This window comes from uncultured Kushneria sp., assembly GCF_947497025.1.
Classification (GTDB): Bacteria; Pseudomonadota; Gammaproteobacteria; order Pseudomonadales; family Halomonadaceae; genus Kushneria.
In genome coordinates this window covers 510,949-525,241 of record NZ_CANMFC010000001.1, presented here as the reverse complement: position 1 = coordinate 525,241, position 14,293 = coordinate 510,949, and the positions used below count along the sequence as shown (strand labels likewise).

The window sequence follows — 14,293 nt, the reverse complement described above, 5'->3', positions numbered from 1 at the left end:
CCCTGCTGGGGCATTGCGGCAAGAAGGCCGCCGATGATGGCCTTGCCGGCCGTCGGTCTCAAGTGTTTTTACATTAATATGTGATGGCAGACATGCATTGAAGGGAATGTTTTGACATTGAGTGGTGGGGTTTTCGGCCCAACCAATGAAGGGATGCATCCCGGTCAAAATGTCTTTATCATACTGGGGTATAGTATATAGAGATGTCCTCATGCCGCATTCTCCCGCTGCAAAAAAGCGTGTTCTTACCCGGGTGCGTCGCATTCGAGGTCAGTGCGAGGCACTGGAGCGTCAGCTGGAAGCCGGCGCCGAGTGCGCCCCGATTCTGCAACAGATCGCGGCCATGCGCGGCGCCATCAACGGCCTGATGTCGGAGATGATGGAAACGCACATCCGTGAGACCTTTGGCGACGCTGCCGCCAGCGATGAGGAGCGTACTGATCGCGTGGATGAGACGGCCTCACTGATCCGTTCCTATCTGAAATAGCCTGTGGCCCGGTAGGCGGGCCCTTCACAACCTCTAAGGAGAGTCACTTGAAATCACGTGCTGCTGTCGCCTTTGGACCAGGCAAACCGCTCGAAATCGTGGAAATTGACGTTGAACCGCCCCGCAAGGGCGAGGTACTGGTGCGCATTACGCATACCGGCGTGTGCCACACGGATGCCTTCACGCTCTCCGGCGACGACCCGGAAGGCATCTTCCCTGCCGTGCTGGGCCATGAGGGTGGCGGTATTGTTGAGGCCGTGGGCGAAGGCGTGACCAGCGTCAAGCCGGGTGATCACGTTATTCCGCTCTACACGGCCGAATGCGGCGAGTGCAAGTTCTGCCGTTCGGGCAAGACCAACCTGTGCTCGGCGGTTCGCACCACCCAGGGCAAGGGTCTGATGCCGGATGGCACCACTCGCTTCTCCTATAACGGTGAGCCGATCTATCACTACATGGGCACCAGCACCTTCAGTGAATACACTGTGGTCGCCGAGGTATCGCTGGCCGTGGTCAACGAAGAGGCGCCGCTGGAAAAGGTGTGCCTGCTGGGCTGTGGTGTAACCACCGGCATCGGTGCGGTACACAATACTGCCAAGGTCAAGGAAGGGGATACCGTCGCCATCTTCGGTCTGGGCGGCATTGGCCTTGCCGCCATTCAGGGCGCCGTGCAGGCGAAAGCCTCGCGCATCATTGCCATCGACACCAACCCGAACAAGTTCGAGCTGGCCCGTTCCATGGGGGCCACTGATTGCGTCAATCCGAAGGATCATGACCGTCCGATCCAGGAAGTGATTGTCGAAATGACCGACGGCGGCGTCGAGTTCAGCTTTGAGTGCATCGGCAATGTCGACGTCATGCGCTCGGCGCTGGAGTGCTGTCACAAGGGCTGGGGCGAGAGCATCATCATTGGTGTGGCAGGCGCCGGGCAGGAAATCCGCACCCGCCCCTTCCAGCTGGTCACCGGCCGCGTCTGGAAAGGCTCCGCGTTTGGCGGCGTCAAGGGTCGCTCGCAACTGCCGGGCATGGTCAACGACTATCTGGGCGGCAAGATTGACCTTGATCCTTTCGTCACTCATACCATGCCGCTGGAGCAGATCAACGAAGCCTTTGAGCTAATGCATGAAGGCAAGTCGATCCGTACGGTCATTCACTACTGATCGAGCACCAGTGCGCAAGCGTCACTGCCAATCATAAAGGGGCGGGACAGCGAAGATGCTGTCCCGCCCCTTTTGTGCATGACCCACTGTTGCATCAACGGGTCATGACTGCTCGGCGTCCCGTTCACCGCTGACAACGATCATTCGTGCGTATGGGTCGTTGATCAGGCGCAGCTGCCCTCATCAGCGTCGGGCACAGACTAGGGCGTCAGCCGCGGTAACGCCGAACGAGCACCGGACGGCGTCTTTTCACGTTTTGCCAACAACAGATCGATCTGATCGGGGGCCATCGGTCGGGAAAGAAAATATCCCTGCGCCAGCGGACATCCGAGACGCTGCAGCATCTGTAACTGCTCCAGGGTTTCCACACCTTCTGCCACGATGTCCAGCTCAAGGGTCCTGCCCAGCCACAACAGACTCTGCATGATCGCCATGGAGCGCTTGTGAAGGACCATGCGCAGCACAAAGGCACGATCCACCTTGATGGCATCAATCTCGTACTGATCGATATAGCTCAGCGCCGAATAGCCGGTGCCGAAATCATCCAGCACGATGCTCACGCCCAGTGCGCGGATATCGTGCAGGATCTGACCGATAACCTCGGGGTGATGGCGAAAAACGCCTTCGTTGATTTCAAGCTGCAATAGATGCGCGGGCACCCCGCTGCTTTCCAGCGCCGAGACGAGATCACTCTTGAAACCATGATGCTTGAGCTCCTGGGCCGAGACATTGATGTTCAGCGTCAGCTGGTCACAGACCTCGGGATGCGCCCGGCGCCAGACCGCCAGCTGCTGACAGGCCTCACGCACAACCCAGCGGCCGATGTCTCGCAGAATGCCAAGTTCTTCGGCCATGCCGATAAAGACTTCCGGTGCCACTCTGCCACGCTGAGGGTGCTGCCAGGTCAACAGGGCCTCAATGCCCCTGATCGCCCTTGAATGCGGTTCATGGATGGGCTGATAGCACAGCGTAAACTCGTCACGCTTCATGGCATGGCGCAGGTCATTTTGCAGCGCCAGTGCCTCGACCACGCTTTCACGCATCGAGGGCGTAAAGAAGACGTAGCGCCCAACACCCTCCTCCTTGGCGACATACATGGCGGTATCGGCATCACGCAACAATTCTTCGGGCGTATGGTAATGCGCCTCCAGCAGCACGATGCCAATGCTGCTGGAAGAAAAGATATTCTGCCCCTGAATTCTGAAGGGCTTTTGCAGGCACTGGGCAATGCGATGGGCGACCTCACCGGCCGCTCGCTTCGGCGAGACATCCTCAATCAACACCACGAATTCATCGCCGCCGACTCGGGCCAGGGTGTCGACGCTGCGCAGACAGGATTCGAGCCGGCGTGCCATGTCCGTCAACAGCTGATCACCGGCGCGATGACCGAGACTGTCATTAACGAGTTTGAAGCGATCCAGATCCATGAACAGTACGGCGGCTTCAGGCTGCGACGGCGGCGTTCTTGAAAGCAGTTCACGCAGGCGCCCCATGATCCAGGCCCGGTTGTAGAGCTCGGTCAGATTATCGTGGGTCGCCGCCCAGGAGAGCTCCTGCTCGATGCGCTGGCGCTCCAGCAGCCGCGCTTCCAGCGCCACGTTTTCCGCCTGCGCTCGGCGCGCCTGAAGCTCGACGGCCTCGGCCCGTTTGCGCTCGCTGATATCGCGCTGGACCGACACCCAATGGGTAAACCAGCCCCGTTCATTGGCCACCGGGACGATACTGAGCTCTACCCAGAACTCACTGCCGTCACGGCGTTCATTCAATAGTTCGAGTTCCACGGGCTGCCACTTTTCCAGCGCGGCTCTCAATCGATCCAGTGCCCTGCGGTCAGTGCGCTGGTTTTGCAGGATGCGCGGTGTTTTGCCCAGCACTTCGGCTTCGGTGTAGCCGGTAGTGCGGGTAAAGGCGGCGTTGCAATAGACAATGCGCGGTCCCGGCAGACCGATCGGCTCGGCCTCGGTGATCAGGATCGCATCGTTGGCATGTACCGCCACCGACTCCAGCAGCCTGAGGCGCTCGCTGGTGGTGGTATTGGCGATCTCGATCGATTCGCGTATCTGCTGGCAGTCATCATAGTGGGCAATCTGGGCGGCATGGGTATGCAGCACATAGCGCTGCGCCGTGCTCAGTCCCGAACGCGGCCGGTCATCGCCGACCACCAGCACCCCCAGAAGCGCTGCACTGCTTGATCGCACCAGAAACAGTGCTGCGAAAGCGGTGCCCTCGGGCCAGACGATGTCCGCCAGCGGTGGCTGAGTGCAGCGCACATCTTCGATGCACAGATGCCCTTCGCCACTGCTGTCGATCAGCTGACCGAGCATGGCGACCATTTCGGATGACATACCCGCGGAGAGACCACTGCCATAACCGGCCACAATATCGCCACGGGTGCCGTAGAAAACGCTGCACGTGCAGTCGGCAGCATGCGCAGCGCTACGCAACAGCTGCTGAAGTACCGGAACACCCTTGTGGTCGTAGAATACGGTCATGGCGAATCAATCGTCTCTTTTGAGCCTGCTTCGTGAATAACGGCCTCGATGCACTTTTCTAAAGTGTATTTCACACCCTCACGCCTCATACGGACGATGACAGCTTCAGATCTGCCGTGTACCGCCGATAACACTGCATTATCAGATACCTCCCCGTGACTCCTGAAAGGGTGCAGAGCCGACATGAAGCTGATTGACGACATGACCGTCAGAACAAGCTGGACACTGGTTATCGTAGTGTTTCTGGCACTGATCATGGGCGTTGGTGCCCTCGGACTTTACGGTCTTCATTACAGTGAAGGCATCGTCTCTCGCCTTGCGATCGATGACGCCGCGCGGCTGCAGGCAGGCTTTGATACGACCGCTACCCTGCTTCGCACGATCATGGGGCTTTCCATGGTAATGGCGGTTGCGGTCAGTGCCGTGGTCATGTGGGGCGTGACGGTCAACGTCATCAATCCGCTCAAGCGGCTGGTGACCCATTTCGAGCGCATGGCCGAGGGCGATCTGTCGCAGAGCGCCGAGCAGCGCGGCGACAACGAGATCGGCCGCCTCTTCAAGGCGCTATCGGCCACCCAGCAGAGCCTGTCACATACGGTCAGCACCGTTCGCCTGGGCAGTCATCGCATCAATGACGATGCGCGCCTGATTGCCCGCGACAACATGGATCTGTCGGCCCGCACCGAGCAGCAGGCCGCGTCTCTCGAACAGACGGCAGCCAGCATGGAAGAGCTGACGGCCACGGTGTCACAAAACGCCGAAAATTCGCGTCAGGCCAGTCAGCTGGCCCAGGAGGCTTCCCGTCAGGCCCAGCGCGGCGGTGAGGTCATTGTAGAAGTTCAGCAGACCATGCAGGGGATCAATCAGAGCTCTCAGCAGATGGGCGATATCATTGCCCTGATCGACTCCATTGCCTTTCAGACCAACATTCTCGCCCTCAACGCCTCGGTCGAGGCTGCGCGTGCCGGCGAACAGGGCAAGGGATTTGCAGTCGTTGCCGGCGAAGTCCGCGCGCTGGCAGGACGTTCGGCCAGCGCCGCCGGCGACATTCGCGAGCTGATCGATAACTCGCTGAAGCGGGTGGGCGACGGCTCTGAACTGGTCGAACAGGCCAGCAGCACCATGCAGGTGATCGTGGAATCCGTTCAGCGCGCCACTGAAATCATCGCCGAAATCGCCTCGGCCTCGCAGGAACAGAGCAGCGGCATCGGCCAGGTCAATCAGGCGATCTCCCAGATTGATCAGGTCACCCAGCAAAATGCCGAGCTGGTACAAAACGCCGCCCGCGCCGCCAGTGAGCTCGAACGGCAGGCTCATGCCCTGCGCGATTCGGTCGATCTGTTCACCCTGACAGACGAGGACAGCGCGGCCTCAAAAGGCAGTGATACGTCGGCAACAGGTCATCACGAGGCTCGAGCCGCAGGGACTGCCAAATCCGCCGCGCATGGCAACGATGCCCATACTCGTGCCACCACAGCCTCAACCGGCCCCCATCAATCGACGCGGCCCGCGGCGGCGTCCCATGATCGTAACGAAACCATCAAAACCGCAGGGTCAAACGCCTTGAACGACGCCTCGGCAACGACTGCTGCCAGAGCCGGGCACTCTGCACCTGCGGCCAGGAGCAGTCGCGTGACAAGCGATGAGGATGAGTGGGAGACGTTCTGAAGGTCAGACGATTTGCCACGGATCAGCCGTAAAATGGATCGTCCATAAAACAAATCTGTCATAAAAAAGGGGCCGCATCAGTGGCCCCTTTTTTGACTCCTGCGCATGAAGATAACGCCTCAGAGCGTACCGGCCTCCAGCGCCAGCAGGGCCTCCTCCAGGGCGTAGACATGGGGATCATCGTGGCCCATGTCGCGCAGGGAATCGGCCAGCAGCAGCAGATAGTCCCGATTGGGACCGCTGGGGCCCGCGGCGGTTGAAATCTGTTGAGCGATCTCGAACGCCGTGGCTTCCCCCAGCCAGGCTTCATTACCCTGGGTGGCCATATAGACCAGCGCCTCGTCGCGGGTGCCATCCTCGAAATAGAGATCAGTGATGACGCGCACGTAGCCGTTTTTCTCACGGATATCGAGCGCCTTGAGCACCTCGGGCGCGATGCGATAGGCCATGCCGTGGCATACGGCACCTTCACTGACGACCAGGGTCGCCACTCTTCCCGGCGACTCGAGCGTACCGCGATGATCGTGGGAGCCCTGCCAGAAACGACGCGTCCAACCGCGAATACTGGCCGGTCGGCGCTCCTGATAGTCAAAGCCGACCTTGTAGATCAGCGAACCATAGCCGAACAGCCAGATCGGCTGATCGCTTTCAAGGGATTCGCCGTGGCGAAGTGAGGCCTCATTCCGGGTCATGCGACATACTGTCCTGCGGCATCAATAAGAGATGGAAAGCATCAAGCGGTTCAGCCGACGTCTTCGGCATCCGTTTCATCATTGTCGGCCACCAGCGCGTCGCTACGACGCAACAGGTTCTCAACCTCGGGGCTGCCGGGCTCCTCGACCACCTCATCGGCATCGAGCAGGGCATCGGCATCATCGATCGTGCACAGCACGCCTTCCACCACAACAAAGGGCACGCTGCCGTGCTTCTGGACCTGGCGTACCAGCTTCATGGAAGCAGGGACGCACTTCAACGCCGGACTGGCCTGCCAGGCCGAAGGCACGCTGGCCATGGCGTCCTGCTCGCTCGAACCAGCAGCCACAATATGTTCACCTTCGAGCACAACGACGCCAGCAACAACCACGCCTGCAGTAGAAAGGTCGTCCATCGGTTCATTTCCTCGAGTGATGATCAAGAGCGGCCATTCTAAACGCCCGGGGCAGAATCATCATCTTTCAGTTATTCTTGAGGGCTATCTCTTTACTCTCCCATTTCACCGGCAGCGCTTTGGGTTCGTCCGAAACGCTGCCGGCCTTCGGACATCAATATGTGTTTTTCCGCCTCTGCAAGTTTTGCCGGCAGTGCCGGCATCGCCCTGGTGGGTGTGGCCACACTGATGCAGGTCAGAACGCCCCGGACGCTGCTGTTTGCTGCCATACCGATCCTGTTTGCCCTGCATCAGCTGCTGGAAGGCATCGTCTGGCTGGGCATGGACGGCAGGCTGGCGCCGCCCTGGCCGGGGCTTGCCGGTGAGCTCTATGTCTTTTATGCCCAGGGACTGCTGCCTGTGGTCATGCCCATGGCCATCTGGCTGCTGCTGCCCTCCGGCGAGCGTCGGCGTATTGTGCCCTTTTTGCTGTTGGGCACGGCGCTTTCGGCCTACAACCTCTGGTTTCTCGCTACCCTGCCTACCGAGATTGGTCAGTGCGGGCACAGCATTACCTATCACAATCCGCGCACACGCGAGATGCTGGTCGCCATCGTCTACGTGATCGCGACCTGCGGCGCCCTGCTGGCCTCGCGTCGGCGCTGGCTCATGATCATGGGGTTGGCCAATCTGGTCGGGCTGACGGTCGTGGCGCTCTTTCGCACCTGGGCCTTTACCTCGGTATGGTGCTTTTACGCTGCGCTGATCAGCGTCATGGTGTACTGGCATTTCCGGCGTGAGCGCATGACCCGCCACGTTGAAGAAACGCCTCAGGATCACCACTTCCCTGCAGGTAATGGCTCGTAATGTTCTAGACTCAAGGCAACGTCATTCAATTTCCCTGATAACGATGGAGCGTACTCATGGACGAGGAAAAGAAGGGTCCCAGCGATCAACGCCCGGCACGCGACGGCCGGGATGTGACCGCCGCCACGCCGGAAACGGCTGCATGGACCAATGATCTGGAAGACATCAACGACGGCACGGGCTCCACGGAGAATGCCTCCGTCCTGCCTGATGAAAACGATGAATACGCCGACCTGGTAGAGACCGGCGCACTGGATGACGATGAGTGTCTCCTTGATGCAAAGGAGGCCGAGCTTGAAAACGAGCTGGAAGTCACCGAAGCCGATGAAGAAGGCATCGAGGCCAACATCAAGTCGCTTGATTTTGAGGAGTCCGACGGCGGCGACCACGTTGACCCACAGCGCACCCGCCCGGACATGGAAAGCCGTGATCCGGATGATCTTTAAACACTGACAAACGCTGGCCCGTTCGGATCAGCAAGCATACAAAAGGGGCCGATCGCGATCGGCCCCTTTTGACGTTCCAGCGTTCTACAGGGTTACGCCTTTTTCAAGGGTTACTAATTTTTCAGCGGCGCCTGTCCGGCATTCCAGCGCCATTGGGTAATTTCCGGCATATCTTCGAAATGCTCGCGGATATAGGCATGGTGGCGCTCCAGCAGCCCCTCGAGCTCATCAATGATACGTACGGCATTTTTGAGATGCCCCGGTGCGTAGCGCAGCGCATCGAGCGCCAGATGGATACGACTCATGCCATTGAGCACCAACATGTCAAAGGGCGTCGTGGTCGTTCCCTCCTCCCGATACCCTCGCACGTGAAAACGCTCACTGCTGGAGCGGCCGTGAAGCAGTTGATGGACCACACCCGGATAGCCGTGAAAGGCAAACAGTACGGGCTTGCCGACCGTGAACAGCTCCACGAAATGCTGCTGGCTCATGCCGTGGGAATGGGTCTCCCGCGGCGGCAGACTCATCAGATCCACCACATTGACCATGCGCACGCTGAGCCTGGGCATGTAGTGACGCAGCAGGTCGACGGCCGCCAGCATCTCCTGGGTAGCGATGTCACCGGCACAGGCCATAACGATATCGGGGTCTTCCTGATCGTCACGCTCGTTGCTGGCCCAGTGCCAGGTACTGGCGCCGTGCGCGCAGTGCTTACGTGCTTCATCAACACTCAAATACTGCAGTTGCGGGTGCTTGTCGATCACGATGGCGTTGAGGTAGTCGGTGCTCTGGAAGCAGTGATCGGCCACCGACAGCAGGCAGTTGGCATCCGGCGGCATGTAGATGCGTACGACTTCCGGCTGCTTGTTCAGGAGATTATCGATAAAGCCCGGCCCCTGATGGCTGAACCCGTTGTGGTCGTTGCGCCAGCAGGTCGAGGTCAACAGATAGTTCATGGAGGGGATCGGTTCGCGCCAGGCGACATCGCGCGCATGCTCAAGCCATTTGGCGTGCTGCATGGCCATTGAATCCACAATGGTGGCAAACGCCTCGTAGCTGGCAAACATCCCGTGCCGGCCGGTCAGGAGGTAACCTTCCAGCCAGCCGTGGCAGTTGTGCTCGCTGAGTACTTCCATCACCCGACCATCGGGCGAGATATGCTCGTCGTCCTCGTTGACCGGGCTCATCAGACAGCGGTCTGAAGCCTCGAAAACCGCACCGAGCTTATTGGAGTTGGTCTCATCCGGGCAGAAAAGGCGAAAATTGTGCGGGTTGTCGCGATAGATATCGCGCATGAGCTGCCCCAGCCGCTCGGTAGAGCTGGTCATCTCGCGCCCGCGATTGTCGTCATCTATTGAGACGCCATAATCACCCCAGTCGCGCAGTGTCAGGGGCTTTCGCAGCCGCCCGCCGTTGGCATTCGGATTGGAGCCCATGCGACGCTCGCCCTGTGGCGCCTGATCAACAAGCGCAGCGTTCGGGCGCCCCTGCTCATCGAAAAGCGCTTCAGGGCGGTAGCTCTTGAACCATTCTTCCAGCAGTTTCAAATGTTCAGAGTTATCCTTCAGGCCGCCCAGCGGCACCTGATGGGAACGGTAGCTGCCGGCGATCGGCACCCCATCCACGCGATCCGGCCCGGTCCAGCCCTTTGGGGTGCGCATGACAATCATGGGCCATTCGGGCATCTCCTGGCTGTCCTGCTCGCGCGCCCGATGCTGAATCTCGCGAATATCTTCCAGCGCCTGTGACAGGACAGCATGCATATCGCGATGGACCTGCATCGGATCGTCGCCTTCCACGAAGCGCGGTGAGTAGCCATGCCCCTTGAAATAGTGCGTCAGGGTCTCGTCACTCTGACGCGCCATCACCGAAGCACTGGCAATCTTGTAGCCATTGAGGTGAAAGATCGGTAGCACCGCGCCGTCACGCTTCGGGTTGAGAAAGCGAATGCCTTTCCATGAGCCTTCCAGCGGGCCGGTTTCCGCCTCCCCATCGCCGACCACGGCAGCCGCGATCAAATCCGGATTATCAAATACTGCGCCAAAGGCATGCGTCAGCACATAGCCCAGCTCACCGCCTTCGTGAATGGACCCCGGCGTGGGCACGCTGACGTGGCTCGGAATGCCGCCGGGCGTCGAAAAACGGCGAAAGAGCGCGCGCATGCCGGCTTCATCCCGACTGACTTCCGGAAAATGCTCGCTGTAACTGCCTTCCAGCCAGACATTGGCCAGAATGGCCGGACCGCCATGTCCGGGCCCGGCCAGATAAATCATGTTGAGGTCGCGCGTTTTGATCTGATAATTGAGATGGGTGTAGATCAGATTCAGCCCGGGAGACGTGCCCCAGTGCCCCAGCAGCCGCGGCTTGATGTGCTCGATCTTGAGCGGCTCGCGCATCAGAGGGTTATCCCTGAGATAAATCTGGCCGACCGCGAGATAGTTGGCAGCGCGCCACCAGGCATCCAGATGTTCCAGCGTCTGGTGATCCAGCGTACGTCTGTCCGTGGCTGCCTGTGTGGTAGCTGACATGATCTCCTCCCGTTTAAGCGATTGACGGTTTTAGCCGTTTTGAGTGGTATGGCGGCGCAGTAGACTGACGGTATGACGCGCCAGCATGCCCTCTTCATCAGTCGGAACCACCCTGACCGTAATGGCGCTTTCCTGAGTCGAAATGAGGTCGGGGGCCTCACACATGTTGGCCTTTTGATCCAGCACCATGGGAAAGATTGCAGCGAGTTTCTCAACGATCATTTGTCGAATGGGGGCGGCGTGTTCACCGATGCCCCCGGTAAAGACAAGACCGTCAAACCCGCCCAGCGCCACCGCCATGCGTCCGACTTCCTGCGCGGTGCGATAGACGAAAAAATCGATGGCGCGTCGAGCCTCCGGTGAGTCGTCTTCCAGCAGGATCTGCATATTGCTGCTGATGCCCGAGATGCCCTTGAGCCCCGACTCCTTGTAAAGCATGTCCTGCAGGGCATCATGATCGAGCCCGTGCTGCTGCTGGAGATACAGTACGGTGCCCGGATCCAGCGCACCACAGCGGGTGCCCATGGGCAGACCGTCCAGCGCCGTAAAGCTCATGGTGGTTTCCATGCTTTGACAGTCACTCATGGCACACAGGCTGGCACCGTTGCCCAGATGCGCCACGATGACGTGTCCTTTTGCCAGCGCCGGGTCCAGCTCGGGCAGACGATGGGCAATATATTCATAGGAGAGGCCGTGAAAGCCGTAGCGCTGAAGCCCCTTTTCAAACCATGACCACGGCAACCCGGTCATCATGGAGACTTCGGGGCGCTGGTGATGAAAGGCGGTATCAAAACAGGCCACCTGCAGCACGTCAGGTGCGTAGCGCGAGACCGCATCAATACCGGTCAGGTTATGCGGTTGATGCAGGGGCGCCAGCGGGATGAAGTCATCAAGGCGCCGGCGAACCTGCTCGTCGATAATCACCGGGGCGCTGAAATCGCGCCCACCATGCAGTACCCGATGGCCGACAGCCACTGGATGGACCTGATCCAGGGCATTGGTCACGCACTCGCGCAATATCTGGTAGGCATCACCATGGTCGCCCACCTGTTGGGCCGAGAGATTTTTATCGGCAATGTTGGTGCCGTCCGCCATATCCGCCTGAAGATGGGGGGACTCGGCACCGATCTCCTCGATGGCTCCGTGAGCCGCCAGACGCAGGGCGTCGTCATCTTCCAGAAAATACACCGAAAGCTTGAGACTGGAAGAGCCTGCATTGACCACGATAACGACTGGCACGGTCTCTTTTGCCATGGTGTTCTGCCCTGTCTGAATGCGATGGATGTTACCCCTGTCAGCACGGGACCATTCTGGCCCCCTAAAGGATTAGTGCATGAAGGCGATAGGGTCAAAGCGCGGGACGTGAGGCTTGTCCTGGCGCTATCACACATTAAAGGTCACGCATTAAAAAAGGCGGTACGCTTTCGCGCACCGCCCGGGACAGCACTGGATCAACGTGGGTTTTACGACGGTTGCTGCAGCACGCTGTCAATATCGCGCTGATCACGACTGCTGCTCATTTTGGCAAAGCGATGCAGCGTGATATCCAGACGCTTGATCATGCCCTCGACCAGCTCGATCTGCTCTTCCTCCATCTCACCGGCGACGCGCAACTGCTTTAAAAGCGCCTGACTGGCGTCGGTAAAGCGTTCATCAAAATCTCCCCAGGCGCAGGCCTGATAGGCATGAGCCAGCGCCGTCTGCCACTGTCTCAGGGCTTCCCGGGTCGGTGACGTATCATCCAGGCTGATAACTCGTCGATAGTTGGCCAGAATCACGTGCCCCAGATTCAGGCCGGTCATGCCCAGATCCAGCAGATAGCGCTGATCTTCCGGCAGCTGACTGTCAAAGTTGGCCAGGCGCTGCACGCGCTCCACCATGCGACCGTTGAACCAGTCAGCCGCTCCTTCCCGCGAATTCCGGCAGGAGCGTGCCCACAGCTGTTCCATGTCATCGGTAATGGCCCGGATGACACGACGGCGCAGCACCAGAGCGTTGGGAGAAGGCACGATCCGAAAGACGGTATAGAGAATGATCAGGCCCAGGGCGATGGCCAGCGTGCGATCCATGAAACTGCTGATGTCGAAGGTCATGTTGTTACTGGGCATGGTCAGGATGGTGTAGATGATGCAAAAGCCCAGCCCATTGGCCAGAACCGGACGATTATTGAGCGCCATCAAGCCCAGAAAGAGCGGTGCCCCGAAGACCATGATCAGCATAAGGTATTCATGAGGCGCCTGTGCCAGCAGAATGTTACCAAACACCAACGCGGCGATGGCGCCGACAGCGCCCCCTTTCATGACGTTTTTCAACATGACCGTCGGGGAAGGAAAAGAGGCAAACATGGTGCCGAAAATCACGGGCAAGACCATCATCAGCACGCCGGACCCCCACTGGGTCGAGACATAGATCACTGAGCCGATGGCAAACAACAGACTGGATCGAATGCCGATGGTCAACGCCGGCATATAGTCACGATGACGTGACAGCCGCGGCGCCTTGAGTCGGGTGTTCTCGGCATCGTTGATGGCGTGATGCGCCTCGACCATGACGCTGGCATAACCCAGCAACATCATCAGCCCCTGCGCCATTCGCCTGGCCAGCGGCGTGCCATGACGATGCAGTTCGGCCTTCTGAATACGCTGTCGAAGGCCGTTGATCTCACGTTTGCGCTCGCTATAGGTCTGGCGCGAACGGACCCGCTCCATGGTATCGCGGATATCCTTGAGCGCATTTTCAAACGCTTCGCTTGCCAGCGTCGGGTGTTCGCGGACCAGGCGCGCATAGGTCTGCATTTCAGCCATCATGGACAGCGCCCGCTGGGATAAAAGATAAGCCGCCCGGGCACGTCCGGGACCGTGCGGACCTTCATAGACGACCGCACTACTGTCATTGTTGAGCGTCAACGCCTGCTCCAGCGCCGCCATGATCTGCTGACGCGCGTCGTTCATCGAGACGCTGGCATCAAGATGCATGACGAGCGCCTTGAAGGTCTGATCGATCACCGTATTGGCGTGGCTGTGGATAATATATCTGACCCGCTCGGGCCAGAGCAGCATGCTGACCAGCGTAGCGCAGGTCGCTCCCAGCACGATCTCGCTGACGCGCGCGACGGCAATATCAAAAACGCCCTGACTCGAATTGTTGTTCACGATGGTCAGCACCACGACAAGGATGGCCGTAGCGGCCCCCATCGCGAAACCATAGGTCAGGTTGAAATTACGCGTCAGCGCCGATGACGTGGCGCAGATAAAGATCCAGATCATCAGGAGCATCAGCGCCATGGCCGGCATCTGCATGCTCAGCGCCATGATCAAAATACCGACGCCGCCGCCAATAACGGTGCCGCCAATCTGACAAAAGCCCTTTTCAATGACCAGCCCACTCTGGGGGCGAATCTGTAGAAACACCGCCGAGATCAGCGCCCAGTAGGGCCGGTCCAGCTGCATTTCCATGGCGAGATAAAGCGACAGGGTCATGGCCACCAGACCCTTGGTCGCAAACTTGAGGGTGTTGATGTCCGGCGTCAGGTAAACGCGCGCCCAGGGGCCAAGAGCCATG

The 14,293-nt window shown here is 59.3% G+C and carries 11 protein-coding genes; 5 read left to right on the top strand and 6 right to left on the bottom strand.

What is annotated here, in order from left to right:
* Positions 1 to 211 precede the first annotated feature (211 nt).
* Together frmR and Q0931_RS02400 are read left to right on the top strand one after the other, a co-directional pair.
* Positions 212 to 487, top strand: a complete 276-nt coding sequence (frmR, locus tag Q0931_RS02405) for a formaldehyde-responsive transcriptional repressor FrmR (protein ID WP_086901142.1) — start codon at positions 212 to 214, stop codon at positions 485 to 487.
* 47 nt (positions 488 to 534) lie between these two features.
* Positions 535 to 1,644, top strand: a complete 1,110-nt coding sequence (locus tag Q0931_RS02400; RefSeq protein ID WP_086901141.1) for an S-(hydroxymethyl)glutathione dehydrogenase/class III alcohol dehydrogenase — start codon at positions 535 to 537, stop codon at positions 1,642 to 1,644.
* A gap of 200 nt (positions 1,645 to 1,844) precedes the next feature.
* Here the strand turns inward: Q0931_RS02400 and Q0931_RS02395 are convergent, their stop codons facing one another.
* On the bottom strand, positions 1,845 to 4,136 hold the full coding sequence (locus Q0931_RS02395) for an EAL domain-containing protein (RefSeq protein ID WP_299256888.1): 2,292 nt from the start codon (positions 4,134 to 4,136) through the stop codon (positions 1,845 to 1,847).
* Positions 4,137 to 4,319: 183 nt separating this feature from the next.
* Between Q0931_RS02395 and Q0931_RS02390 the strand changes: the two genes are divergently transcribed.
* On the top strand, positions 4,320 to 5,804 hold the full coding sequence (locus Q0931_RS02390; protein ID WP_299256886.1) for a methyl-accepting chemotaxis protein: 1,485 nt from the start codon (positions 4,320 to 4,322) through the stop codon (positions 5,802 to 5,804).
* A gap of 119 nt (positions 5,805 to 5,923) precedes the next feature.
* Here the strand turns inward: Q0931_RS02390 and Q0931_RS02385 are convergent, their stop codons facing one another.
* Positions 5,924 to 6,496 carry a gamma-glutamylcyclotransferase gene (locus Q0931_RS02385; RefSeq protein WP_299256884.1) on the bottom strand — a complete coding sequence of 191 codons (573 nt, stop codon included), beginning with the start codon at positions 6,494 to 6,496 and terminating at the stop codon, positions 5,924 to 5,926.
* Between the two features lie 50 nt (positions 6,497 to 6,546).
* Positions 6,547 to 6,912 (bottom strand): hypothetical protein, encoded by a 366-nt coding sequence (locus Q0931_RS02380; protein WP_299256882.1) that lies wholly within the window; start codon positions 6,910 to 6,912, stop codon positions 6,547 to 6,549.
* Positions 6,913 to 7,071: 159 nt separating this feature from the next.
* On the opposite strand from Q0931_RS02380, the gene Q0931_RS02375 reads away from it, so the two are divergent.
* Together Q0931_RS02375 and Q0931_RS02370 are read left to right on the top strand one after the other, a co-directional pair.
* Entirely contained in the window at positions 7,072 to 7,758 is a 687-nt protein-coding gene (locus Q0931_RS02375) for a DUF6629 family protein (protein WP_299256880.1), read from the top strand.
* A gap of 56 nt (positions 7,759 to 7,814) precedes the next feature.
* On the top strand, positions 7,815 to 8,204 hold the full coding sequence (locus tag Q0931_RS02370) for a hypothetical protein (RefSeq protein WP_299256878.1): 390 nt from the start codon (positions 7,815 to 7,817) through the stop codon (positions 8,202 to 8,204).
* Between the two features lie 113 nt (positions 8,205 to 8,317).
* Here Q0931_RS02370 and Q0931_RS02365 read toward each other — a convergent pair whose 3' ends face one another.
* The 3 genes from Q0931_RS02365 to Q0931_RS02355 all read right to left on the bottom strand — a co-directional run bounded on the left by Q0931_RS02365 (position 8,318) and on the right by Q0931_RS02355 (position 14,292).
* Entirely contained in the window at positions 8,318 to 10,732 is a 2,415-nt protein-coding gene (locus tag Q0931_RS02365; protein ID WP_299256877.1) for a phosphoketolase, read from the bottom strand.
* A 30-nt stretch (positions 10,733 to 10,762) separates the two neighbouring features.
* Entirely contained in the window at positions 10,763 to 11,986 is a 1,224-nt protein-coding gene (locus Q0931_RS02360; protein WP_299256875.1) for an acetate/propionate family kinase, read from the bottom strand.
* Between the two features lie 209 nt (positions 11,987 to 12,195).
* Positions 12,196 to 14,292 carry an FUSC family protein gene (locus tag Q0931_RS02355; protein WP_299256873.1) on the bottom strand — a complete coding sequence of 699 codons (2,097 nt, stop codon included), beginning with the start codon at positions 14,290 to 14,292 and terminating at the stop codon, positions 12,196 to 12,198.
* Position 14,293 lies beyond the last annotated feature (1 nt).